A 23,655-nucleotide genomic window follows, 5' to 3' on the forward strand; every position below is an offset into this window, starting at 1 on the left:
TCAACTAAAATAACATTCGGAATGCTCAGGATAGAACCCGATTACCTGTATTTTAATCGGATTTCTCTTCCCCTACCTGGAACCGCCGCCAACCCGGGCACGTCAAGGATTTCCTGACCATTACTGCCTACTGCCCATGAAACGCCGCCCCCTTCCCACCCTGTCCCTGATCGGATGCCTTTGGTTAGGATTGAGCCTCATGCCGACCGCCCAGGCGATTCCCCGCACCTATGCGCCGGTGGACATTACCCCCTTTCGCAACGAGAGCGACCCCAACCCCCTACTGCTGGCGATTCGCACCTTTGGGCAACGGGAAGGAGCCTTTCCCGAAGGGCTGCGCTCGGAAAGTGTGACCGTTAACTACATCACCCCCGGGCGGGCGGTGGTGGAACTGACCGTCAATGGGCTGGCGGATGACTCGGTGGCGGCACGACGGTTTCGCCTGGAAATGCGTTTGCGGCAAGACCGGTGGGTGTTAGTAGCCGCTGGTCGTCAACACCAATGCCGTCGGGGTACCCATCCCCGCCTATGGACAGGACAGGTGTGCCCCTAACCCATCACCAAGCCCCCATCAATGTGAAATACCTGACCAGTGATATAAGCCGCCGCCGGATGCCGTCCCAAAAAGCCGACCAAACCCGCCACTTCCGCCGCCTCCCCATAGCGTCCCAAGGGAATCAATTTGAGTAATTCCTCTTGTTTGAGTTGAGCGGTCATCTCGGTGGCAATAAATCCAGGCGCAACCGCATTCACCGTAATTCCCCGGGAGGCATATTCCTTGGCAACGGTGCGGGTCAGACCAATCACCCCCGCTTTCGCCGCACTGTAATTGGCTTGCCCCGGATTGCCCATGACTCCGGCGATGGAGGTGATATTAATAATCCGTCCTGATTTTTGCTTCATCATGATTTTCAGGGCGGCACGGGTGCAGTAAAATACCCCATCTAAATTCAAATTCATGACCTCCCGCCAATCCTCATCCTTCATGCGAATCATCAGCCCATCCCGGGTAATACCGGCATTATTCACCAGCACATCCACCCGCCCCCACTGCGCCATCACCTGCTGAAAGAGGGTTTCCACTTGCGCCGCTTGGGAGACATCCGCCTGTAGGAGCAGGGCTGACCCACCCAATGCCTGAATTTCCTCAGCAACCTTCTGGGCGGCCTCGGCGGAACGGCTGTAATTCACCCCAATCCGGGCGTTGGTGGCGGCAAATTCCAGGGCAATGGCTCGCCCAATACCCCGGGAGGCACCGGTAATGATCACTACGGGAGATGCGGTCATAGGTACTTAAGTTGCAATTTAGCCTATTGATTATCCCACAGGACTTCGCCGCTATGGAAATCAGCGGGAATCATCAGGTTACGAAAAGAACCAGGACGGGGTGATAATCTACGACCCCTATGCTAATGACCTAGGGCAAGTGGGGTTCAAACGGTATCCCATAACTACCTATAACGGCTGAACTCACCCGCCGTCACTAACTTTGGATAATACGTACGAGTAATTTAGTATAAGGTCGGGTGCAGTGATTTGTTATCTCGTTTGGCAATTACATTTCGTTTATTTTCCAATCATCTGCAATGCCTCGATCCAAATTTTGAGTTCTTGCTCAACCAAGTTTTTATCCGTCAACTCCTGTTCCTGGTGGGCGATGTAGGTATTCCGAAAATCATTGATGCGAGTGACGGTTTCTAGCAGTTTGCGTCCGCCCTGAAAACGTAACTGAGTTTGCAAGGCTTCAAACACACCACCGATTTTCGTCGTGTCATTCAGCGCGTAGTCTAAACACGATCGTAGCAAGCCAATCAGTGATAGCCCGTTATTAAACACCAGCGTCCGTTTCAGGTTTTGGGCCAGTTTGCGGTAGTAGTCCTCTGATTTATAGTCCACATTGCCTAGATAGGGAGCAAACCAGGCTTTTTGCTCTTCTACTGTGATAGGCATTTGGGGTTGCAGTCGCCGCACTAAGAAGCCTTTTGCCACTTCATCAATCGAACCCAACAGGGCAGTAAAGACAGGGGCATAATTCATACCTGCTTTGTTCTCGAAGAACCGATAGAGCATGATGGCTTGATCGGCAGCACGGCGATAGCGAGAAGGCAGCGCATTGAGAATGGCTGGGTCAATCAGGCTATCCACCGTAGCACCTTCTTCGTCCGATTGCCCCAAGTTTACAAATAGCGGTAAATCTTGGAATTCCTCGGATTGGAGCAGGTTTTGCAGGGCGGGGGCACAGGCAGAGGCGAGTTCGGCAATGGTATCGCCTGTCATGCGCTCAAACACGCCTTGGGGAATGTAGAGATAGTGCCATTGGGCTATTTCTGTAGAAGCTGACTTGCACCAAGCGATTGCGGCTTTAGCCTTCAAGGGAACATCCCGATCTTCCCGCCCTTTGGTTTCCACCAGGTAGTAGTGACCATCAATCGTGCGGATGAAGAAATCGGGGGTGTAGAAGGCAAGTCTGTCTCCATTGGCCAGATAATCAATCCGCAAGCACTGGGGGCCAGCATTTTTGGCAAAGGCAACGACATCGGGGGCGCGATCGCAAAACTTGGCTACGGCCACTTCTAGTTCCCGGTTGCAGGGGACGAGGTTAAACAGGGTCTTGGCCGCTTCCAGGGCGGGGCGGCGTTCGCTGAGGGTAACTTGAAAGGGTTTCCAGGCGTTGAGCGATTTGGGTGGTTCAACCATCAGCCGTTCTTCGGTGGTAATGGTACGGCTACGAATCAGGGGCACAAACACCGCCCGCAGGTGTTCGCCCACATCGGAATCAGCTAACCGAGCCACGAGAGCCGGATCAAATAGAGTGGTTTTTTGCTCAAATAAAACTTCTTCCAGAAAAGTCTGGATCAAGGGAGCGAGGATGGGATGCAGTCCCCGCAGTTTGCAAATCGTTTCCAGTTGCTTGACGTAGTAGGAAACTGCGCCAATCCCCGATGCCAATAGCGGTAGATTGAGTTGCAGTTTCTCCACCACTTCACCTGTAAACAGGTGTCGTCCTTCGTACTGAATTTCGTTGTTGCCCTGTTTGCCTAGCGGCAACGGTTTATAGGGCTTAAACGCTGTTTTTACATCCTGAATCGTCAAGCCTTCCAGCTTGGGCACAATCCGAAAGCCCGCAGACAGGGTGGGAAGCTGGATATTCAGTGCATTCACATCCTTGTGGGCTTCATCAGGGAAGATAGAAATCGTGGTGGCAGGGACGCGATCTAGTTCCACAATTTCCAGTGGCAAGCCTTCCTGAGCCAGTTCGTGCTGATAAAGGCTGGCAAAGGCGGGATGTTCTACCACCGTCACCAGTTCGTTGGCTTGACCGGGGGGAGTCATGCGACGCAAGCCCCGCCCCAGAGTTTGTTCTGGCAAAATGTTGGCTTTAGAACTGTAGGGACGCAGGGGCACGATCGTCGTCACGTTGCGCACGTCCCAGCCTTCCCGCAGCATCAGCACCGAGACAATGCAGAAATAGGGACTGGCGTTGCTATCCAGTTCCCGGCTGAGTTTTCGCAATGCCTTCAGGTCATCGTCGCTGATGGCTTTTTCGTCTTCGACAAATTCATACCGCGCCTCTTTGCCCCGTCCGACTTTTTTGAGCTTGCCCTTGAGGTTGGTGTGCAGGTTGATCGTTTTGCCGTTGAGTTGCTCAAACAGGGGGTCGGTGTTGAGGCGTTGGGTAATCTGGTCGGCAGCTTCGGTGTCATCGCACATGATGAACAGGAGGGGCTTTTTGCTGCTGGCTTGCCATTCCTCCAGACTTTTTTTCCAGCGCTCGTAGCCCAGGAGCAAATGTTGTTCCCAGCGATAGGCGGCGTTATCAGTTGCTTGCTCCACCAGTTTGTGGCTGGCTTGCCCAATGATCGGAGTTTTGACAATTCCGGCATCCACCGCTTCCCCCAGGGGCGTATCGCAGACAATGTGTTTGAACAGTTGCCCTTTGTTGTCTTTGGGAGTGGCGGAAAAATCCAGTTGTGCCACCAGTTTGCAACCGCTGCGAGACAGGATGGTTTCGTGCAGGGTGCGGATCGCTTCGTTCCAGGCAGAGCCGGGGTCCCAAACGTGGTGGGCTTCGTCGTTGAGGATCATGACGCGGCGGTGGGCGGTGATGCGATCGCGCAGGGCGGCTCCCGTATCCAGTGCTTTGGTTTTTGATACTACAGGCCCCATCCAATCGTAGGTATCCTGCTCAGCTTTCTTTTTGCGTTTGGCGGTATCGTAGAGGCGATGGATATTGGTGAGGTAGAGCGTGCCACCCGTAGCGGCTCCGCTAGCTTCGTCTTGCAGTATTACCGACAAGTTCCAGTCGCCGCGCCATTCGGGAGGAATCAGGGGGTCTTCGTCAAACACGCGCCCGTTGCCAAAGTCGTCTTTGAGGCGTTCGTACACCGTCAGGTTGGGGGCAATCACCACAAAATGCCGCGCCATTTCTGAATCGGATTCCCGCAGGGCGTGGAAATAGCTCCAGACGATGCACAGGCTCATGACTTTGGTTTTGCCTGCCCCCGTTGCCAGTTTGAAGGCATAGCGGCTCCAGGCATCTTCGTCTTCGGTGATGCCCAATGCCTGCACTTCGGCATTTGCGCCGCCAAATTCAGCAATGAGTTGCGACAAACACTCGATGCGCCGCACTTCTTTGAGGTAAATCAGGGTTTCTACCGCTTCCCGCTGGCAGAAGTAGTAACGAAATTCAAACTCTTCCCCATCGGGCGTGGTTTGGCGATGGGCGCGGTTAAACCAGTGGTTGAGGAGTTGAATCGTGGTGTCGCTGGCTCCGATGTAGAAGGCTTCTCGCCATTCCCGCACCGCTGCCCGCAGGTTATTCACCACCTCGATCGGCGAAGCTCTGCGTCCTTGCCTGACCACAGCGGGGTCGCCGGATTTCTCTGCCCGCACGCGGTGGGCGTTGGGTTCTTGCCAGGGGGCAAACAGGGGTTCAAGGATGGTGGGGTTGAGAGTGGAGGAAGTCATGGATTGGGGCATACCGAGGCTTTACATGGGTAGCGATCGCGGCATCAAAGAAGTTAGCTCAACATTAGCCGATCCATTCTTGGCACTGTTGGCGCAAGTTGCGGAGTGCAACACCTGTGCCTTGCTCAGCGGCGGCAGCGAACACTTGAGCGATGAGTTCAGGCAGATTTACCCCTGGGAAATAGCGACTGCGGGGTTGCAGTTCATAGGTTTCCCCTTGCAGGGCATACATCTTTAGATTGCTATTTTTGAATAACCAGACTTCAGAAACACCGTAGGGGGCATAATCTTCCGCAGCGGTATAGGTGGTCACATCAATTTCAATCACCAGATCCGGGGGCGGATCGCTCTGCCAATCGATGCGGTCTTTGCCGACGGCTGCCTGCCAGTTGTCGATGTAGAAACAGTAGTCAGGTTCAATGCCCCCTACTTCAGGAATATCCATGGTGATGGGGGTAAAGGCTTCGTAGTTGCGATTTTCGCTATCGAGGAGGATTTCCACAATTCTGGCTAGAAGATGGGCTTCGCGCCCGTGGCGGGGTAGGGGACTCATCAGCAAAATTTCTCCGTCGCGATACTTAATGCGGGGGAGGGAGCCATCGCCGCGACTATCGCGTAGGGTGCAGTAGTCTTGCCAGGTTCCGGGCATTCGCATGACGCTACCGGGGGGAAGATGGATTTTTTCACGAGAGATGACCGCATACATAAGCCAACCTAGAATGAGAGCTTTTGAAACAGTTCGGCAACGGGTAGCGTGAATCCGGGAATCACCTCTTCGCCATCGAGGGAATCAACAGACTTTAGCAGACGATCCGGTTCTTGGGCAGACCGATAAACCAAGATATAGTGTTCGCTGGGGTGAATAATCCAGACCAGACGGGTGCCATTCTCAAAGTATTCCACCAGCTTGTCGTGAATCTCTTCTACGGTGTTGCCAGGAGACAGCACTTCAATCGCCAAATCCGGCGCACCATCCAGAAATCCCGTAGGCAGTTCGGTCATGCCTTGCAGGCGTTCTTTGGCAAAGAAGGAGATATCGGGCGATCGCCGATTTCCACTCTTCATTTTGAAGGCAGTGCTGGAATCAAAGATGGCTCCAAGCTTGTGGGTACGGATATAAGCTCCAAGCAGGATTATGATTGTGCTACAAACATAGCCATGCAGTGCCCCTGAACTTCCCATATCAACTAATTCTCCATTCACAATTTCATAGTGATGACCGTCCTTGGGCAGTGCCATAAACTCTTCATCTGTCCAAACCTTTTTTTCTGTTTTCAACTCAGTTGCGATGGACATGAATGACCTCCTTATTCAATTGATGCTGATCTTCTAAGCCGCACTTCCTTTTCCTGATAACAGCTCCGCAATCAATGGTTTTGACTTAGCAAGTTGACTCACTGCCATAATGGAGAAGCCGAGAAGGTTGCCCTCCAAATCTACCCGTTCCATAACGGCATCGTTTTCTGTTTCCCGCATATAACCGGGAGCATCCGAGAAAATAACCTCTAGAAAGTCAGCTTCCGGATCAAACCAAACTTTTACTCGCTCTGCCATAGGGTTTCTCCTTTTTTGGGTTTATCAGTGAAATAGGCGGTGACAATAAAAGCATCATCGGGGAGATATTTCACCACCACACAAAGCCATTTATCTCCAATCGCCGTTTGGGTATAGAACCGATAAAGCAGTGCCACGCTTTCATCACTGCGAGATTGACGTACCAGTTTTGGCTGCTTCAGAGTGTCAACGATTTGAGCCTCCATGCCGACCATTTCAGGGTGACCGAGAATATGTGCTAACCGTTCTTCGGTCAAACGTACTTCTCGGTTCTGATAGTCGAGCAGGATGGGCACCAGGCTACACCTCCACCTCTACGGTAATCGAGGTGTCGCAGCCGAAGGTGTCTACTACCTTGACGCAAGCAGTGTATTTGCCAGGTTGATGATAAGTATAACCGGCATCGCTGATGGTTTTGAGGGAGCGGTCTTTGCGGGTACGGTAGTCTTGCCAGTCGTGGGTGAAGGGCTTGCCCGGTTGCCAGTTGAAATCCACTGCCCAGAAATCAATAAAATCAAAGCCGCTTTTAATAGCTCGTTCCTTGATCGCTTCCAGTTCTTTGGTGGGCACTTCGGCAAGAGATGGGATGAACTGAGTGAGTTTGATGTCCACCGTTTTGCCTTTTTCACTGGTGCGATAAACGGGTTCAGCCACTAGAACTGCCACTTCCAAAAATGGCGGCGGCGACTTGCGATTCTTCTCCATAATTTCGCGGGGAATCTGCACCAGCTTCAGCTTTACGCCCAACTCTTGCACTAGGGCATTCACGGTCAAGTGCAAGTCCATCTCAAATTCCCAGGCGAGACAATAGCACTCCCGCCCGCCCGCAGAGGCAACCGCTTGGGCAACCTGTTTGGCTTCCTCACGGGTAAAGATGGAGTCAATACCATCCACATGGCAAAATGCCCCGGCTTTGCGCCCATGCAACAGGGGTGAGGGGGGATGGGTGAGGATTTCGGCTTTGAAGAACTCCAGAATCACCCGCCGATGTTCTTCATCGGCTCCCTGCAAGCGGTCTTTTTGCCACCACTGCCGCTCGTAGCGACCGAGGTTATAGACATCAAAGGCGCGATAGGGTTTGCCCTCACTGTGCAGTTTGCGCTGTAGCTCAATCAGCCGCTTGCGCGACGTGTGGATGGCAAACCGCCCCAAGTCGCACATGATCCACCTGCGCCCCAACCGCTCCGCCACCGCCCCGGTGGTGCCACTGCCACAAAAGAAATCAGCGACGAGATCGCCCTCGTTGGAAGCTAAAGCAATAATTCGTTCAAGTAATGCCTCTGGCTTCTGAGTGTCATAACCTGTTTTCTCAAAAGATTGAGGTTGTACGGTATTTATGTCCAACCATAAATCTTGAAGTGGAATCCCTTGCATCTCATCCAAATATCTCTTTTGGCGAGGCACTGTTCCAGGCTTTGTTTGAACAATTCGACCTTGTTCATAAAGATCTTTCATTCTCTCTTGGCTAAATCGCCAGAATCGGGTGATGCCAAGAAATTCATAATATGGGTTGCCTTTTGTAGCACCTCCAGGAGCGGTAATATCTCCTAATTGATAACGTCTATTAGTCTCTGGTTCTACAAACTTATAAAAAGACTCAGCATATTCCTTTGAGTAGGGAGTATATTGCATATTCCAAGTGAAACTCTCAGACTTGGAATACAGAAAAATAACATCATGAATACGCCCAAGATGTTGCGAACCTTGACCAATATCACTATGGGCTGTTTGTCGTTTCCAAATAATTTGATTTAGGAATTGAGTATTACCAAAAACATCATCAAGTAATGCTTTGACTTGATGAGACACAAACCAACCAATATGAACAAAAATCAAACCTTTATCGTTCAGTAATTCTCTAGCAAGGACGAGTCGTTCATAAATCATTTGCAGAAAAGAATCAGTACCTTTCCCCCAAATGTCACGGTAAGCAACCATTTCTAACGTTGATTGCTCCTTCGCTAAAGTTTCATTCTCTTCGCCAATAGGAACATCTAAGGTAAAATCCGCGCCGACATCAAACGGTGGGTCGATATAAATCAGGTCAATCTTGCCCTTAAACTCTTGCAACAGGGAAGCCATCACCAGCTTGTTGTCGCCCCAGATCAGCCGATTGCGAAAATCATCCACGCGGGGATTCTGCTGTTCAAATAATTCCAACTGCCCCGTTGCCGCTGCTGCCCGTCGGGGTTCATCAATGCTTTCAATCTTCTGCATGGGCATGGCACACCCGGCAATATCCACCTCGCGGCGGTTGCCATACTCGTCATACTTGCCCTCCCAGATCAGTTCCGTCCGCATTTGGGAGAGGGGGTGGGGGTTGTGGGGACCGTAGGTGGGTTGCTGGGTCATGAACAAAAGGTTTGTAGTTATGACTTGGGTCGTTGCTGATAAGTGAACGAACGATTAGCTGGCTAGGCTCAATTCATAGTGTAGAGCCAGAACTTCATCGGGTTGAAGCACAGCCATTGCGTACTCACGTCCTTGCAAATCGGCAAATTCCACTAAATAACGGGGAATGTCACCGGGATATACCTCAACAATGGTGCCTACCTGACCGATCGGTAGCTGTTGAATGGATTGGTATTCGGGTTCAACTAAGGTGAGGCGATCACGATCAATTGGCTTTATGTTGGCAACGGTATCAAGGGTTGTTAGCGTCATAATCCTTACCTGATAAACGCAGAAACTAGGCGGGGGTTGGGTTGGGCTGAGGTGATTTCCCAGAGAGTACGAAGAATGACGGATTTTCGATCGGGAATTGCCCAGTCAATCTTGTAGAGTTGACCAAACTCGGTGCTGTTTTGTTGAATCACCTCTCCTTCAATGGCTGCTTTCGCAATCAATTCTCGCAAATCATTGGCATTCTCCGCTGTGATTCCCAGTGCTGAAGCAAAGACCTTGGTTTTAGGTTTACCGGATGCATGATCTGGATTCAGACAGTAACCCGTCAGTTTTTCCATCGGAATCATGGCAAATTCTCCATTCGGTAGCTTCATAGACTCGCCACACGCATCGAAAAACACGCACCCACATCAAAGGTTGGGTCAATATCAATCAGGTCAATCTTGCCCTTAAACTCCTGCAACAGCTTAAAATTAAAATTATCAAAAAACGGTATCTTGAGCGTCAGTCCTGGTTGACGAGCGTACATCTTGAAATTCACATCCCTGGTTCATAGCCCAACAGGAGTAATTGATTCGTACCCAAGGTTTGCGCCTTACTCAACACTTCCTGTACCTGGTGCAACAGTTGCTCTGGGTCTAGGTCATGTTCCTTGGTCACTACCACGCCGCCCAAACTGACCGTCACTGGAATGGACAATTCACTGCTCAAACTCACCGGATGGTCGCTGATGCCCTGGCGCAGGGTGTGCCCAAACTCGTAAGCCCGTTGGGGGGATAACCCCAGGGTCACACAGGCAAACTGATTGACCGCCGCCCGATACACCAGACTCCCCGGCAGACCCCGGCTCTGTAAACGCCGTGCCACCACCGTCACCACCTGGCGCAATATTTCCGAACTATACTGTTGCTCCAATTCCGGCCAGCGATCCACCGCCAGCAACCAAAAACTCAAATAGCGGTAGTACAAGACATAGTTCTCATCCACCGCCGCCGGGGGACGTTCCCCCACCTGATGCAATAGTCCCGGCAGGGCAGAGGTCAAAGCCCGCTGGTTCAACACCCCGGTTTCCTCGTCCAAAAGCGACATGGATGCGAGTAAATTGTTCTGATCCTTGAGCCGTTGATTAGCCGCCATCAGGGAACGGGTCAACTGCCGCACCCGTAGTGCCGCCCGAATCCGTGCCCGCAATTCCTCCGCATTGATCGGTTTGCTGATAAATTCATCCGCCCCCGTATCCAGCCCCAGAATCCGGTCTGAAGTATCTTCCCGGGCGGTGAGCATCAAAAAGTAAATATGTTGCAAACTGGGGTCGGATTTGACCCGCCGACAGAGTTCAATCCCTGATAAACCCGGCATGGACCAATCACTGATGATCAAATCCGGGGGAGACTGACAAATAGCCGCCCAAGCCGCCTCCCCATTCGCCGCCGTTTCCAAAAGATAACCCCCATCCTCCAAGTACTGGGCGATCAGTTCCCGCACCACCATGCTGTCATCAATGACCAGAATCTGAACCGGGTCGGTGGGATCAAAAGTCATGGCATCAACTCCTTGGGGCACCATCCCTGCGCCTTTTTCAGTACCATAGTCGCACACCCACGGGCAGAAGTCACCTGATTCAGTAGGTTACCCCTCTGTTTCCTGCCCCGGCCAGAGCCGCCGGATCACTAGCTTTTCCAATTCTACCCAGACAAACACGAGGGAACTAAACGCTACACAAATGAGCAATTCCTGCGGCGTGAGGTAATACACCTGGAAAAATTCCCGCAAAGGCGGCAAATACACAATCGCCACCTGCGCCAGGGTCATCAGCCCCACCGCCCACCAAATCCAGGGGTTGCTCCGGGGGTTCAGTTCCACCAACAAACGGCTATCGGAACGCACCGCCAAAGCATGACCCATCTGGGACAAACACAGGGTCGTAAACACCATGGTCTGCCACCGTTGGGGGTCTAAACCCGCCGGGCTGTAGTTTTGGGTGTAACCATAAGCCCAGACCATCAGGGCAATCGTCACCAGGGACAAAACAATCCCCACCCGCACCATGTAGGCTCCTAAACCCCGGGCGAAAATACTCTCTTGCGGGTCTTTGGGGGGTTGTTGCATCACCACCGCCCGCCCTGGTTCCACCGCCAACGCCAGTGCCGGAATGCCATCGGTCGCCAAGTTCATCCAGAGAATCTGCAAAGGGGACAAGGGCGTACCCCCCAACCCAATCAGGGGTGCCGTGGCAATGGTAATGACCTCCCCGATATTGCTCCCCAAAATATAGCGAATAAAGCGGCGGATATTCCCATATACCACCCGGCCTTCCTCCACCGCCGCCACAATCGTGGCAAAGTTATCATCCAGCAAAATCATATCGCTAGCTTCTTTGCTCACGTCCGTCCCCGTGATCCCCATCGCCACCCCAATATCCGCCTGTTTCAACGCCGGGGCATCATTCACCCCATCCCCGGTCATGGACACCACCTGGTTATTTTTTTGCAGGGCTTGGACAATGTGCAGTTTATGTTCCGGGGACACCCGGGCGTACACCGCCACCCGCCCCACCCGTGCCGTCAATTCCTCCGGCGTGAGTTGTTCCAATTCCCGTCCCGTCAGGACTTCCTCCCCCGGGCGCAGGATGCCCAAATCCTTGGCAATCGTACAGGCGGTGAGTTGATGGTCGCCGGTGATCATCACCACCCGAATCCCCGCCGTATGACAGCGTGCCACCGCCAGTTTCGCCTCGGGACGGGGGGCATCCAACATCCCCACCAACCCCAGCCAAATCAACCCCTGCTCCAAATCCGGGGCAGTCGGATGGGGGGGCAAGGCATCCAAAGGCCGGTACGCCAACCCCAGCACCCGCAACCCTTGGCTGGCGAGGGTATTGTTTTGCTCCACAATCACCCGCCGCTGGTCGGGGGTCAGTTCCTGCACCTGCCCCTGGCTCTGCACCCGGTCGCAACATTCCAGGGTCAACTCCGGCGAGCCTTTGCAAAACAGCAAAAAATCCCCCCGCAATAGTGAGTAAATCTTTTGGTCATCCGCCCGCACCACCACGCTCATCCGTTTGCGCTCCGAGGAAAAGGGAAATTCCGCCACCCGCGCTAAAGGATGGGTCGCCGCCGTCACCCCCGCCTTCGCCGCTAGAGGTAGGAGTGCCCCTTCCGTTGGGTCGCCCAAAATCACCCATTCCCCCCGCTCCTCCTGCCAAGTGGCATCATTACAAAGCAGTCCCGCCAGCAATAGCCCCATCACATCCGGGCAGGACTGGGGGACAAAGGGTTGCTCCCCCTGGCGAAATTCCCCCGCCGGTTGGTAGCCCGTGCCCGTGACCTGCAAAAACCCCAATTCCGGCAGTGCCACCGCCTGCGCCACCATTTTGTTTTGGGTCAATGTCCCCGTCTTATCCGAACAGACCACCGTCACCGACCCCAGGGTTTCCACAGCGGGCAAGCGGCGGATCAGGGCGTGCCGTTGCATCATCCGACGGGTACCCAGCGCCAGGGTAATCGTCACCACCGCCGGTAAACCTTCCGGAACCACCGCCACCGCCATACTCAGGGACACCTCCACCAGCGCACCGAACATCTGGGGGTCATAGAGGGTGCCAGCGGTCACCACCAGCGCTACCAAAATCAAGGAACCGGTCACCAACACCTTGCCCAGTTGATCCATCCGCCGTTGCAGGGGTGTTGGTTCCACCTCAACCGCTTGAATGGCGGCGGCAATTTTGCCCAATTGCGTACCCATGCCGGTTTGGGTCACCACCAGCGTCCCCCGCCCCTGCACCACCTCCGTACCCATGAACCCTAGGTTCACCCGGTCACCCAACTCCGTATCCACCGGCAGTACCACATCCGCCTGTTTTGTTACCGGTAGAGCTTCCCCAGTCAAAGCCGCCTCCCGCACCTGAAGATTCGCCGTCACCAACCAACGCCCGTCCGCTGGGAGTTTGTTCCCCGCCTCCACCAACACCACATCCCCTGGCACCAAATCGGGAGCATTCACCTCTTGAATTTGCCCCGCCCGTACCACCCGCACCCGGGAGGAGGACATTTTTTTCAAAGCGGTCAACGCCTGTTCCGCCTTCATTTCCTGCACATAGCCCAGCAGACCGTTCAAAATCACGATGCTTAAAATCGCCACCGTGTCCTTGGGAAAAATAAACCGCTGTTCCTGAATGGCTTGAATTGCATCAGTAATGGCGGAAACCACTGCCACCGCAATCAGCAACAACAGCATCACATTTTTGAACTGATCCAGCAGAATTTGCCAACGACTCCGGCGGTGGGTTTCCTGCAATTCGTTCGCCCCGTAATGCGCCAAACGTTCTGCCACCTGTGCCGAATTTAGCCCATCGGTACTGGTTTCCAGATGCTTACAGGTCGCTTCAATGGATAAACTGTGCCAGTCGGGGGGGGGTGATGGGAGAACCATGCAAATTTTTGGGAAACCTTCTCTTATCCTAGAGGTTAGATTGGCGGTTGCACAGCGTCCGGGGGTAGAGGATGGGGTTGAGTTTGGGGTTGGATTTTGGCACCTCGGCACTCAAGGGTATCGTGATTGACCCCCAAGGGCAGACCCAATACCAGCAACGCCTGCCTTTGGCTGACCCCACCTCCCCCCAGCAATGGCAGGCAGGTCTGTGGCAATTACTCGGTGCTATTCCTGCAAACGTATGTAATCACATTCACCACATCGGCATTGCCGGGACATCGGGAACGGTTTTGCTTACGGATAATACCGGTCAGCCCGTTGCGCCAGTGCTCATGTATAACGACCATCAGGGCGGTTTTTTGCTCCCAGAACTCAAACATTATGCGCCCGAAAATCACTTAGTTTGCAGTGCCACATCTAGTTTAGTCAAACTCTTTTGGTATCATCATCAAGGCATAAATTTACGAGATAAATATCTCTTGCATCAGGCGGATTGGTTGGGATTTTTATTGCATGGAAAATTAGGAATTAGTGATGAACATAACGCCCTGAAATTGGGTTACGACCCAGGGAGTAGAACGTATCCAAATTGGTTTCAGAATTTACCCTTTGCCGTGCATTTGCCCCAGGTATTAATCCCCGGCACCCCGGTAAGCAGGATTCAACCGTCCATTGCCCAACAGTTCCATTTACCCCCCGATTGTCAAATTCATGCGGGAACCACCGATAGCATTGCCGCTTTTCTCGCCAGTGGTGCCCAACGGATCGGGGATGGGGTGACTTCCCTCGGTTCGACTTTGGTGTTGAAATTACTCAGCGACCAGCGCATTGATGACCCACGCACCGGAGTTTACAGCCATCGCCTGGGCAATTTATGGCTGGTGGGGGGAGCCTCCAATACGGGCGGTGCCGTGTTACAGCATTTTTTCACGAAAGAAGAATTATTGCATTTCAGTGCCCAAATTGACCCCAATATTCCCTTAGATTTAGATTACTATCCCCTCTTAAAACCGGGGGAGCGATTCCCGATTAATGATCTCAATTTAGCTCCCCGACTCGACCCCCGCCCCGAAAATCCGGTGCAATTTTTACACGCCTTATTGACGGCAATGGCACGCATTGAAGCCCAGGGTTATCAGGTATTACAAAATCTCGGTGCGCCTCCATTACAACGGGTATTCACCAGCGGCGGTGGCAGTAGTAATTCCACATGGCAAACCATTCGCCAACAGATTTTAGGGGTACCGGTATGCGTTTCCGCCCAACAGGAAGCGGCTTGGGGAGTGGCTCGTCTGGCGCAGAGCGATGGCGTGGCGTAGTCCTACTCAGGTAAGATTTCTATGGGTGAATCACTAGATCAATGAAAACTATAGCAATCCTAAATGAGAATGGAACAGGGGTCGCAGGGGCACCGCCTCCGTACTTGGTTCTGGAAACTTTGTGTATGCCTACGGCACGCAAGCTAATGTAAATCAAGTAGGATTGCTATACAATGGGACTTTAGCCTGGGACTGTTGACTTTCTCAGTATGAAATTTTACTCACAATTCAAGTGTGATTTCTGTATGTCTGAATAGCTATATGCCTAAATATTTGTCTGCTAATTTAGTAGAATTACTATAAAGTATGTGAACATTTACCCACCCATTGAGTGAGATCGGTGTCTCAGTTGCCCTTGATATATAAGTATTTTTTATAAATATCTTCGTTCGCATCTTGACATCCTTGAATAATACCCAATACAGTAGGATTACTTAGATGATTAATCAAATACCATTTAAGTTATTGATTTAGCATTACTCTAATGCTTAGCATCTCAAGGAAATTTCGATGACGACTGAGCCTCCCACGATAATCCTGATTGATGATGACACCCAACTGCGCTTCCTCACCAAGGAATACTTAGAACTGGAGGGAGGATACCAGGTTTTGACGGCGGGAAACGGGCAAGAGGGTTGGGAATTATTAAGCCAAGTGCATCCGAGTTTGATTGTTTGTGATGTAATGATGCCCATGATGGATGGCTACGAGTTTGTCCAAAAACTGCGCCAAAATCCCCGTTTACGCTCCGTGCCTTTGATTTTTCTGTCTGCCAAGGGGGATGTGGGTGACCGGATTACCGGGCTAAATGCCGGGGGTGATGTGTACTTGGTCAAACCTTTTGAACCGGAGGAATTGTTGGCGCAAATTCGTGCCTCCCTAGCTCGGCTGGGACTAGGGGCGGGGGCGGAACCCTTGGCACAACTCCCCCCAGACACCTATCTCACTCCTACGGAACGGCGGGTTTTGCGGCTGGTGGCACAGGGGATGACCAATCAGCAGGTGGCGGATGAATTGAAGGTATCCCGGCGCACGGTCGAAAGCCATGTCAGCAATATGTTGAATAAAATCGGTCTCAGTAACCGCACGGAATTGACCCGTTGGGCGATGAATTATCTGGGGGTTTGAAAATCACAGCAATTTGATTAAAATTCCCTGAGAGAATCTATAAAATTTTCTAATATATATGGGCATCTCTAAAAATAGGTCGCAGGGGTGTACCTGCGGTTCTTCTGAATGTTGATGTCCCAATGGTTTAGGATGGCTGTATAGATGTGCTGATGTAGGTTGAGGAATGAGGATGAATGTCACGGCTTTAACTCATTTAGGGTTTTGGACGACCTGGGTGATGACCCCGATATTTGCCTTGATGATTTTGGCATTTGTGCTACGCATTGTCCTCACTTGGTATCCGCAAGCTCCGGTTAAACGATTCCCTTTGGTGTTAATTTATCTGCCGACGGAACCGTTTTTGGCAGTAACCCGCCGTCTGGTGCCGCCCCTGGGAGGTGTGGATATGACCCCGGTAATTTGGGTCGCCATTTTTAGTTTATTGAGGGAAATTTTATTGGGTCAACAGGGGATTTTTACCCTTTTGCTTCAGGCTCCCGAACGCCTCGGTTGATGACCCCCAACTCCCTACAATTGACCAATATCTTCATACCAAAGTTCGGGCTTCTGCTCAATAAATTCCCGCATCATCATTTGACATTCGGGTAAGTCTAGGTCAATCACTTCTACCCCATGCTGTTCCATAAATTCCCTCGCCCCCTGGAAGGTTTGGGATTCCCCCACCAATACCCGTTTAATGCCAAATTGCACCACCGCTCCGGCGCACAGATAACAGGGCATGAGGGTGGAGTACAAGGTCGTTCCCCGATAGGAACCAATCCGACCCGCCCGCCGCAGACAATCAATTTCCGCATGGGTAATCGGGTCCCCATCCTGCACCCGCCGATTATGACCTGCTGCAATAATTTCATTATCCTTAACCAGCACGGAACCGATGGGAATCCCCCCCTCCGCTAACCCTTGGCGTGCCTGGTCAATGGCGGCTTGCATAAATCTGTCCATTTTGATGCCATTTTTTCGTGAATATACTAATCCTACATGAATTTGGAACAGGAGTCGCACCCTTGGTTCTGGGTAATATGGGTATGCCAACGATGCGATTTATGGCTACGCCACGCAGGCTATGGTTTGGCTCAAATACATAGAGATGCCCTTAATTCTTACTCTGCAAATAACTAATCAGTGGTAATTTTGACTGTGAATCCTCCGGGATACGGGCACAGATCGCTTCTAACATCAATTTTTGTAACTGCCAGTCATGGACTTTGATGAGATACAGCAATAATTCCGCCGCATAGTCGCAATAACCGAGCACATCTAGGATGCAGGCGAGTTTGAAAATAGATTCAGGAGTGCGCCATAGTTCTGGGGTTTCCGGGGCAAGCACATCTCGAATGTACACCGCATCCCCCCAAAGTTTTTGTCCCTGATAGTAGGGGGGGCTAGTCATTGGTAATTCCCGCCGTGCCACCCCAGGGTGGAGACCCAGTTGCATCAACGTAAACCCTTGGGCACGCATAAAGGTATCAAAATCAGCAAACAGGGGTTGCCCGACGTACAGGGGGGAAAAAATCACTTCCGACTCGACTACCAAAAGGCTGTGGTTCAGTAACTGTTGTGCCCCCCGCAGGACATCCAAATCTGCCCCTTGCACATCGGTTCTTAAAAAATCAATGCCCCCTACCCCCTGCTCTTGACAAAAAGTATCGAGGGTGGTGGTTTCCACCTCCACGGTAAAATCCAATGCCATCACCTCATGTAACCAACTGAAGCGATTCAAATAGGGTTCATTGGGGGGATAGAGGGAAGAACACATCGGTTCCCGCGTGACATAGAGGGTTTTGGTGCCGCAGGTGTCACTGAGTGCCAAGGGGAGATGCTGTTCTGTCCAGTTAATGTGCTGTTCCGCAAGGAGGGCATTGGCGGCTTCACAGGCATCCGGGTCAGCATCAAAGCCATAAATCGTTAAATTGGGGGCAAAGATCGACCAGCCCCGACGACCAAAATCATCTTGGTGGGAAATTTTCCGAGAACCCACATTGGCGACAGTCATGGAGCGATCCTCAAAGTAACCGTGCGCTTTGAGTAGGGGGGTAAAAACCAGGGACATGAGGAATACCAGATGAGGTCACAGCCCAATTGTGGCATTATTTCCGACAACCGGGACATAGGAATACAAGTATATTATTCGTGCGCCTGTCTCCCTCATCAACTGCTCAACCTCTTCGTTTGACGTTAGCTGGCGGGCTGTAGGCATACAGAAATTTTCCAGAACCAAGAACGGAAGCGGTGCGGGACAATCTATTTTTAGAAGTGCCTTATAGCAATTCTCTCATAAAAAAATCAATTTGCTGATAGAGATGGGGCAATGTCCCGGAATTGTCCAAAAGTTTGTCCGCCCATAACATTTTTAGAGCTAGGGGCAATTGGGCATTAATCCGGTCGTAACACTGCCTTTGAGTCCAAGAATTGCGAACCATTAACCGCTGATATTGTTGCCCCGTTGTACACCAAACCACCCACACCTGCTGGACTAAATCCGTCATTTCTGCCTCAAATAACAGAGGAATGCTAAATACCACTAGCGCATCCGTAGTGTTAAATTGCTGGTATATTTTTTCGTACTGTTGCCGTACCAGGGGATGAATGAGTTGCTCTAGCCACCGCCGTTCTGAAGTGTTGCTAAATACTTGATTTCCTAACCATGCCCGGTTCAATTGTCCATCGGGGGTCAATACCGCAGTTCCATAGCGTTCACAAATGGCAGTAAAAGCAGGTTGTCCTGGTAAAACCGCATGGCGGGCGTAGGTATCCGCATCGTAGGTTTTGAGGTTGTATTGACTTTCTAAATAGGTAGTGACGGTGGATTTACCTGTGGCAATTCCCCCGGTGAGACCAATAATCATGCTGGATGGGAAATTAGATTATTTGTAGCTATTATTTGCCATAATATAGTAATCCTAAATAAGAATGGCACAGGGGTCGCAGGGGAGTGCCCCCGCCCTTGTCACGATGGGATTTTTGTTTGGTTCAAATAATATAGAGGTTCCCTGTCAGTAAATTATCAAAATTATCCGCATACATTACCCAACCGATCCTACCAGCCCAAGCAGGTTATGGGGTTGCCCAGTTCCCTAGTTACGCAGGGGGAGAGGCGGTTCAGCCGTGGCGGTTTTGGTGAGCAATGCCGCCACAACGGTGAGCAATTCCCCCGGTACGATGGGTTTCACCAGGTAATGGCTGGCTCCCAAACTCAGGGCTTTTTGGCGGTGGCGGTCGCCGGTTCGGGAGGTGAGCATGACCACAGGGAGGGCGTAATGGCGGTCGTGGGTGCGGATGCGTTGCAGGAGACCAAACCCGTTCAACCGGGGCATTTCAATATCGGAAATCACCAGTCCCACCCGGTGGGTGGCTTGGCTGAGCCATTCCCAAGCCTCTTGCCCGTCCCGACCGCTGTGTACCTGGTAGCCACTGCGCTGGAGCAACCGTTCCAACAACTGCCGGGTCGCCACGGAATCCTCCGCAATGAGAATGTAGGGGGTGGGGTCGGCAACCGTGACCGGCACGGGGGGGACGCTGGTTTGGGTGAGTAAAGGAGCCAGTTCCCCCGGAATCAGCACGGGCACCACTTCCCCGGTTCCCAAAATCGTACAACCCGCTACATAGGGCGGCAAGGGCACGGTTTCATCCAAGGATTTGAGGATCAACTGCCGCTCCCCCACCAACTGACTCACGGTGTAAACGGCGGGTTGGGTTTGCCCCAGCACTAACCCCACCGGTTCCGGTTCCGGGGAGGGGGGACGACGGTAGGGTAAGCATTGCACCAGGGACACGACGGGTAATTCCTGCCCCCGCCAGGTCAGGGTTGGGGTGCCAGGGGGAATGGCGAGAATATCCAGCACCGCCGTAGCGGGAATCCCCAGGGTACGCTGACGACTGCGGCACAACAGCAGGGGCAGGAGGGTCAACCCCCGGGGCAAACGCAGGGTAAAGGTCGTCCCCTGTCCGGGTTGGGTGTCCACCAGGATCACGCCCCGCAATTGCTGGATTTGGGTACGCACAATGTCCAAACCCACCCCCCGCCCGGAGAGGTCGCTCACCTGAGCCGCCGTGGAAAAACCGGGGCGAAAAATCAAATCCAGTAGCTCTTCCCGCCGCATCTGCCCCCAGGGACGGGTACACCAGCCCAGTTGGACTGCCCGCTGATAAACCCGGCGCAGGTCAATGCCCCGCCCATCGTCCTGGAGCGTAATCACCACCTGGTTTTCCTGGGTTTCTGCCCGCAGGTGAATGGTGGCGGTGGCGGACTTTTCTAGGGCGGTGCGCTCGGCTGGGGATTCAATCCCGTGGTCAAAGGCGTTATTCACCAGGTGGGTCAGGGGGGTACGCAACCGTTCCAACAGCACCTGGTCCACCAGCACGTCCTCCCCGCTGATTTTCAGTTCCACCCGCTTATGGTATTGCTGATTCAGGCGGCGCAGTTGGGGCAAAAATCCCTGGGCGAGGTGGCGGAAGGGCACCAGACGGGACTGGGTGATTTGTTGATACAAACGGTCCAATTCCTGGCGCACTTGGGTCAGTTCTTCCCCCAATTCCCGCACGGTCAATTCCAGGTCAGCCCGGATTTCCTGGGTCCGCAGGAGGGTTTCTTCCAGGGTTTGCAGTTGGGAATGCCCCTGGCTGTACTGATCCAATTCCAGGCTGTCAAATTCACCGCTGAGGGTGGGTTGGGTCAAATTCACCGCCAGTTGGTCGTAGAGGGTTTGCAGGGCTTCCCGCAGGGGTTGGGACTGGCTGACCAGAGTGTTGAGAGTGCGGCTGGTCTGGAGGAGGGTTTCCTGGTGCAGGGTCAGGCGTTCGTGGCGGATGAGCAGTTCCCCCACCGTATTCGCCAGGGTTTCCAACCGCTCCAGGGGCAAACGGACGGTGGTCAAGGGTTGGTCGGGGGACGGCGGTTCCGGTTCCGGGGGCGCAGGGTGCAAATAAGCCGACCGTTGTTGCCGAATTTGCGCCAAAGTCGCCTCAATCTGAGGAATTGACGCTTCCGTAGGGGGTTGGGTCGCCAAGGGTTGCACCGCCGCCACCAGCCAGGGCAAGTCCAAGGTTTCCCCCAACAGGGTGCAGGCATCCACCAACTGTTGTACTACGGCAGTCACCTCCGGGTGGGGTTGTGCCAGGGCTTGGGCGGTTGCCGTTAAGCAGGCTTCCAAATCCTCATTGAGGGCGGTCGCCACGATATTTGAGGGGGCAGCGGTTGGGGTGGGTGCCAATGCCTGGGAAGGGGACAGGGTAACGCTGGCGAGGGCGGCCAGCACCTCCGGGTTGGCGGTGACCTGGTCCTGATGTTCCGCCTGGGCGAGCAGGGCGGCTAATTCGTCAATGCCCCGGGCCAATACCGGCCAAACCGGGTCCTGGGCGGGGGGGGTATGCTGACTCAAGGCTTCCAACAGGTCCTCCAACCGGTGCGCCAGTTGGCTAATGTCCGTGAGTTGGGACAGACCCGCCCCCCCTTTGAGCGAGTGCGCCGCCCGCATCATCGCCGTCATGTCCACCGCCTGTCCCTGTTGCTGGTGCTGGATGCCTTCCACCAGGGTGCGGATGTATTCCGGGGCATCTTCGGTCAGGAAGCACTGACGTACCTCCCGGAGAATGTTTTGGTACGACTCCGTTTGGGTATCGAAATTCATGGGTTCAGCCGGAACCGGGCCACAGAGGTTTGCAGGTTCGCCACCACCGCCAACAAATCCTCCAGGGAATGGGCAACCGTCTGGGATTCGGAAGCCGTCCGGGTGGCAATGGCATTTACCTCCTCCATCCGCTGGTTGACCGCTTGGGAAGCCTCCCGCTGGGCGTGGGTTTGCCGGGCAATTTCCTGCAAAAGCTGGTCAATGTCCTGGCTCAACTGGGCCAGTCCTTGGAGGGTCTCCCGAGTGGATTGGACGAGTTGGGTACTGGCCACCACCTCACTGGTGCCGGTTTCCATCGCCTGGAGCACATCCCCCGTCCCCTCCTGGATGTTGGTCACCCGCTGTTCAATTTCCCGGGTCGCCTCCGTCACCTGTTGCGCCAGACGGCGTACCTCATCCGCCACCACCCGAAACCCCTGCCCATGTTCCCCCGCCCGGGTCGCTTCAATCGAGGCATTAAAAGCGAGCAAATTGGTTTTTTCCGAAATAGCGGAGATAATCCCCACGATCTGGGAAATTTCCTGGGAGGCTTCCGCCAGCCGTTTCACCTTTTTGGCGGTCATGGCCACCGTTGCCCGCAAGCCTTCAATGCTGGCCACCGTTTGGTTGATTTTCCCATCCCCCGCCTGCGCCGTTAACCGGGCGGAGTGGGCTACCTCGGCGGCCTGTTGGGCCAACTCCGTCACCTGGGCAATGGACTGGTTCATCGCCGCCACCGTCTCCAGGGAAGCCTGCACCTGTTCCCGCTGGGTTTGGGCGGCTGTGGTCAGATGGGTAATGGATGCCGCCCCCGCCTGCGCCACCTGTTGCACCTGGTTGGCGACCCCCTGCACCTGCAAAACCAACTGGCGCAAACTGGCAATCGTGGCATTAAAGGCATCGGCAATTGACCCCACCGCCCCCGGTGTCATCGGTGCCTGCACGGTCAAGTCCCCCCGCTGGGCCCCCTCGATTTCCAACAGCAGGTTAATCACTTCCTGTTGCAATTGCTCCTTGTCCTGCCGTTGCCGGGCCAGTTCCGCCGCCTGGGCTTGGCTCCGTTCCGCCAGGGTTTGCTCCGCCCGCTGGGCTTGTTGTTGCCATTGCGCCACCGCCTGGGTCAACCGCTCCACCTCATTCGCCACCTCATCGGCGGGTTCCTCCCCGGTCAATCGCTTCAGGGGCACCACCACCTCCCGCCAAAACCACCCCAGGATGAACAAGTTCAGCAAAAATAAAAGACTGGCAAAGGTCACTTGGCTGGTGCGGGTCTGGGTCACCGCCGGGGTCTGGTTGGCAGGGGGTGTCACTGCCGGGGGAAGCCACGCCAGAATCGTCACTACCTGCACCACCACCACCAGCCCAAATTTCCACCCCACCGACCGCTGGTGCAACCATCGCCAGGGAGATTCCTGGGGCACGCTCATTTCCGCATCAATAACCCCACTCTCCCCAGGGGGTGACGCATCGGCAACCACCAACGCCAGTGCTCCCGTATTTTGCAACGCCGCCAAGGCTTTTTCCGCAATCGCCCCATAGGTGCCCTCCGTATCCAACTGGAGGACTTGTTGGTACAATTGCGCCGCTTGGGTCACTTCCCCCGCCTGCTCCAGGGTATTGGCTTGGAGAATTTTGGACATCAGGTCAACTTCCCGTAGCCCGCCACTGTCCGGGGGGGTCACGACCGGGCGACCCCGATACATCATCACGGGTTGGCTTGAGGAAGGGGTAGGGTCATGGGTGGGGACAGCCATTGGACAAACCTATGAACCGTGGTTATTTAACATAAAATTCTCTTTGTCTATCATGGTGCATAGGCTAGGGACAAAATGTCCATAGTGATCATTTGGCGATACTATCGTAGTTTCAGATGATTTATGGGAACCTCTATTTATTTGAACCAATCACAAATCCCATCGTGGGAATGCCCATAGTACCCAGAACCAAGGGCGGGGGTGCCCCCTGCGACCGTTAACTTTGAATTGATAGAGGTGCCCTCTGCAACTTTTAATTCTATTCTC

The 23,655-nt window shown here is 53.5% G+C and carries 21 protein-coding genes; 4 read left to right on the forward strand and 17 right to left on the reverse strand.

The window, feature by feature from the left end:
- Positions 1 to 136: 136 nt before the first annotated feature.
- Entirely contained in the window at positions 137 to 553 is a 417-nt protein-coding gene (locus MLD66_RS03970; RefSeq protein ID WP_247215631.1) for a hypothetical protein, read from the forward strand.
- On the opposite strand, the gene fabG is transcribed toward MLD66_RS03970, so the two are convergent.
- The 12 genes from fabG to MLD66_RS04030 form a co-directional block, all read right to left on the reverse strand.
- Positions 550 to 1,287, reverse strand: a complete 738-nt coding sequence (gene fabG / locus MLD66_RS03975) for a 3-oxoacyl-[acyl-carrier-protein] reductase (RefSeq protein ID WP_247215632.1) — start codon at positions 1,285 to 1,287, stop codon at positions 550 to 552. The two genes, MLD66_RS03970 and fabG, sit on opposite strands and share 4 nt — an antisense overlap.
- Before the next feature lie 279 nt (positions 1,288 to 1,566).
- Positions 1,567 to 4,968, reverse strand: coding sequence for a DEAD/DEAH box helicase family protein (locus MLD66_RS03980; protein ID WP_247215633.1), 3,402 nt, complete (start codon positions 4,966 to 4,968; stop codon positions 1,567 to 1,569).
- Between the two features lie 64 nt (positions 4,969 to 5,032).
- The gene (locus MLD66_RS03985; RefSeq protein ID WP_247215634.1) at positions 5,033 to 5,674 is read right to left on the reverse strand and encodes a Uma2 family endonuclease; all 642 of its coding nucleotides are present in this window, start codon (positions 5,672 to 5,674) and stop codon (positions 5,033 to 5,035) included.
- Positions 5,675 to 5,682: 8 nt separating this feature from the next.
- Positions 5,683 to 6,264: a Uma2 family endonuclease gene (locus tag MLD66_RS03990; protein WP_247215635.1), complete on the reverse strand. Its 582-nt coding sequence runs from the start codon at positions 6,262 to 6,264 to the stop codon at positions 5,683 to 5,685.
- Positions 6,265 to 6,297: 33 nt separating this feature from the next.
- Positions 6,298 to 6,522 carry a DUF2283 domain-containing protein gene (locus MLD66_RS03995; RefSeq protein WP_247215636.1) on the reverse strand — a complete coding sequence of 75 codons (225 nt, stop codon included), beginning with the start codon at positions 6,520 to 6,522 and terminating at the stop codon, positions 6,298 to 6,300.
- Complete coding sequence (locus MLD66_RS04000; protein ID WP_247215637.1) at positions 6,507 to 6,818, reverse strand: DUF4258 domain-containing protein; 312 nt, start codon at positions 6,816 to 6,818, stop codon at positions 6,507 to 6,509. The genes MLD66_RS03995 and MLD66_RS04000 overlap by 16 nt, the downstream gene beginning before the upstream one ends.
- A 4-nt stretch (positions 6,819 to 6,822) precedes the next feature.
- Complete coding sequence (locus MLD66_RS04005) at positions 6,823 to 8,874, reverse strand: DNA methyltransferase (RefSeq protein ID WP_247215638.1); 2,052 nt, start codon at positions 8,872 to 8,874, stop codon at positions 6,823 to 6,825.
- A 54-nt stretch (positions 8,875 to 8,928) separates the two neighbouring features.
- A complete protein-coding gene (locus MLD66_RS04010; protein WP_247215640.1) occupies positions 8,929 to 9,186 on the reverse strand; it encodes a DUF4926 domain-containing protein in 258 nt (85 codons plus the stop codon).
- A gap of 5 nt (positions 9,187 to 9,191) precedes the next feature.
- Positions 9,192 to 9,521 carry a DUF6883 domain-containing protein gene (locus tag MLD66_RS04015; RefSeq protein ID WP_247215641.1) on the reverse strand — a complete coding sequence of 110 codons (330 nt, stop codon included), beginning with the start codon at positions 9,519 to 9,521 and terminating at the stop codon, positions 9,192 to 9,194.
- Positions 9,518 to 9,676 carry a hypothetical protein gene (locus tag MLD66_RS04020; RefSeq protein ID WP_247215642.1) on the reverse strand — a complete coding sequence of 53 codons (159 nt, stop codon included), beginning with the start codon at positions 9,674 to 9,676 and terminating at the stop codon, positions 9,518 to 9,520. The genes MLD66_RS04015 and MLD66_RS04020 overlap by 4 nt, the downstream gene beginning before the upstream one ends.
- Before the next feature lie 8 nt (positions 9,677 to 9,684).
- Entirely contained in the window at positions 9,685 to 10,689 is a 1,005-nt protein-coding gene (locus MLD66_RS04025; protein ID WP_247215643.1) for a response regulator, read from the reverse strand.
- Between the two features lie 87 nt (positions 10,690 to 10,776).
- A complete protein-coding gene (locus tag MLD66_RS04030) occupies positions 10,777 to 13,578 on the reverse strand; it encodes a cation-transporting P-type ATPase (RefSeq protein WP_247215644.1) in 2,802 nt (933 codons plus the stop codon).
- 71 nt (positions 13,579 to 13,649) lie between these two features.
- On the opposite strand from MLD66_RS04030, the gene MLD66_RS04035 reads away from it, so the two are divergent.
- The 3 genes from MLD66_RS04035 (at position 13,650) to MLD66_RS04045 (ending at position 16,521) form a co-directional block, all read left to right on the forward strand.
- The gene (locus MLD66_RS04035; protein ID WP_247215645.1) at positions 13,650 to 14,897 is read left to right on the forward strand and encodes an FGGY-family carbohydrate kinase; all 1,248 of its coding nucleotides are present in this window, start codon (positions 13,650 to 13,652) and stop codon (positions 14,895 to 14,897) included.
- Positions 14,898 to 15,407: 510 nt separating this feature from the next.
- Positions 15,408 to 16,025 carry a response regulator transcription factor gene (locus MLD66_RS04040; protein ID WP_247215646.1) on the forward strand — a complete coding sequence of 206 codons (618 nt, stop codon included), beginning with the start codon at positions 15,408 to 15,410 and terminating at the stop codon, positions 16,023 to 16,025.
- Positions 16,026 to 16,197: 172 nt separating this feature from the next.
- Entirely contained in the window at positions 16,198 to 16,521 is a 324-nt protein-coding gene (locus MLD66_RS04045; RefSeq protein ID WP_247215647.1) for a YggT family protein, read from the forward strand.
- 14 nt (positions 16,522 to 16,535) lie between these two features.
- Here the strand turns inward: MLD66_RS04045 and MLD66_RS04050 are convergent, their stop codons facing one another.
- The 5 genes from MLD66_RS04050 to MLD66_RS04070 all read right to left on the reverse strand — a co-directional run bounded on the left by MLD66_RS04050 (position 16,536) and on the right by MLD66_RS04070 (position 23,388).
- The gene (locus MLD66_RS04050) at positions 16,536 to 16,970 is read right to left on the reverse strand and encodes a nucleoside deaminase (RefSeq protein ID WP_247215648.1); all 435 of its coding nucleotides are present in this window, start codon (positions 16,968 to 16,970) and stop codon (positions 16,536 to 16,538) included.
- A gap of 151 nt (positions 16,971 to 17,121) precedes the next feature.
- The gene (locus tag MLD66_RS04055) at positions 17,122 to 18,078 is read right to left on the reverse strand and encodes an FkbM family methyltransferase (RefSeq protein ID WP_247215650.1); all 957 of its coding nucleotides are present in this window, start codon (positions 18,076 to 18,078) and stop codon (positions 17,122 to 17,124) included.
- A 208-nt stretch (positions 18,079 to 18,286) separates the two neighbouring features.
- On the reverse strand, positions 18,287 to 18,874 hold the full coding sequence (gene coaE / locus MLD66_RS04060) for a dephospho-CoA kinase (RefSeq protein WP_247215651.1): 588 nt from the start codon (positions 18,872 to 18,874) through the stop codon (positions 18,287 to 18,289).
- Positions 18,875 to 19,102: 228 nt separating this feature from the next.
- A complete protein-coding gene (locus MLD66_RS04065; RefSeq protein ID WP_247215652.1) occupies positions 19,103 to 21,655 on the reverse strand; it encodes a response regulator in 2,553 nt (850 codons plus the stop codon).
- Positions 21,652 to 23,388, reverse strand: coding sequence for a methyl-accepting chemotaxis protein (locus MLD66_RS04070; protein ID WP_247215653.1), 1,737 nt, complete (start codon positions 23,386 to 23,388; stop codon positions 21,652 to 21,654). Before MLD66_RS04070 ends, MLD66_RS04065 begins: the two co-directional genes overlap by 4 nt.
- Positions 23,389 to 23,655 lie beyond the last annotated feature (267 nt).

Origin of the sequence: Synechococcus sp. C9, assembly GCF_022984075.1 — a bacterium.
Lineage (GTDB): Bacteria > Cyanobacteriota > Cyanobacteriia > Gloeomargaritales > Gloeomargaritaceae > Gloeomargarita.

Excerpts from the sequence above, each read along its gene's own strand:
- MLD66_RS03970 (WP_247215631.1), top strand. The coding sequence starts at position 137 with ATGAAACGCCGCCCCCTTCCCACCCTGTCCCTGATCGGATGCCTTTGG.
- fabG (WP_247215632.1), bottom strand. The coding sequence starts at position 1,287 with ATGACCGCATCTCCCGTAGTGATCATTACCGGTGCCTCCCGGGGTATT.
- MLD66_RS03980 (WP_247215633.1), bottom strand. The coding sequence starts at position 4,968 with ATGACTTCCTCCACTCTCAACCCCACCATCCTTGAACCCCTGTTTGCC.
- MLD66_RS03985 (WP_247215634.1), bottom strand. The coding sequence starts at position 5,674 with ATGTATGCGGTCATCTCTCGTGAAAAAATCCATCTTCCCCCCGGTAGC.
- MLD66_RS03990 (WP_247215635.1), bottom strand. The coding sequence starts at position 6,264 with ATGTCCATCGCAACTGAGTTGAAAACAGAAAAAAAGGTTTGGACAGAT.
- MLD66_RS03995 (WP_247215636.1), bottom strand. The coding sequence starts at position 6,522 with ATGGCAGAGCGAGTAAAAGTTTGGTTTGATCCGGAAGCTGACTTTCTA.
- MLD66_RS04005 (WP_247215638.1), bottom strand. The coding sequence starts at position 8,874 with ATGACCCAGCAACCCACCTACGGTCCCCACAACCCCCACCCCCTCTCC.
- MLD66_RS04010 (WP_247215640.1), bottom strand. The coding sequence starts at position 9,186 with ATGACGCTAACAACCCTTGATACCGTTGCCAACATAAAGCCAATTGAT.
- MLD66_RS04015 (WP_247215641.1), bottom strand. The coding sequence starts at position 9,521 with ATGAAGCTACCGAATGGAGAATTTGCCATGATTCCGATGGAAAAACTG.
- MLD66_RS04020 (WP_247215642.1), bottom strand. The coding sequence starts at position 9,676 with ATGTACGCTCGTCAACCAGGACTGACGCTCAAGATACCGTTTTTTGAT.
- MLD66_RS04025 (WP_247215643.1), bottom strand. The coding sequence starts at position 10,689 with ATGACTTTTGATCCCACCGACCCGGTTCAGATTCTGGTCATTGATGAC.
- MLD66_RS04030 (WP_247215644.1), bottom strand. The coding sequence starts at position 13,578 with ATGGTTCTCCCATCACCCCCCCCCGACTGGCACAGTTTATCCATTGAA.
- MLD66_RS04035 (WP_247215645.1), top strand. The coding sequence starts at position 13,650 with ATGGGGTTGAGTTTGGGGTTGGATTTTGGCACCTCGGCACTCAAGGGT.
- MLD66_RS04040 (WP_247215646.1), top strand. The coding sequence starts at position 15,408 with ATGACGACTGAGCCTCCCACGATAATCCTGATTGATGATGACACCCAA.
- MLD66_RS04045 (WP_247215647.1), top strand. The coding sequence starts at position 16,198 with ATGAATGTCACGGCTTTAACTCATTTAGGGTTTTGGACGACCTGGGTG.
- MLD66_RS04050 (WP_247215648.1), bottom strand. The coding sequence starts at position 16,970 with ATGGACAGATTTATGCAAGCCGCCATTGACCAGGCACGCCAAGGGTTA.
- MLD66_RS04055 (WP_247215650.1), bottom strand. The coding sequence starts at position 18,078 with ATGTCCCTGGTTTTTACCCCCCTACTCAAAGCGCACGGTTACTTTGAG.
- coaE (WP_247215651.1), bottom strand. The coding sequence starts at position 18,874 with ATGATTATTGGTCTCACCGGGGGAATTGCCACAGGTAAATCCACCGTC.
- MLD66_RS04065 (WP_247215652.1), bottom strand. The coding sequence starts at position 21,655 with ATGAATTTCGATACCCAAACGGAGTCGTACCAAAACATTCTCCGGGAG.
- MLD66_RS04070 (WP_247215653.1), bottom strand. The coding sequence starts at position 23,388 with ATGGCTGTCCCCACCCATGACCCTACCCCTTCCTCAAGCCAACCCGTG.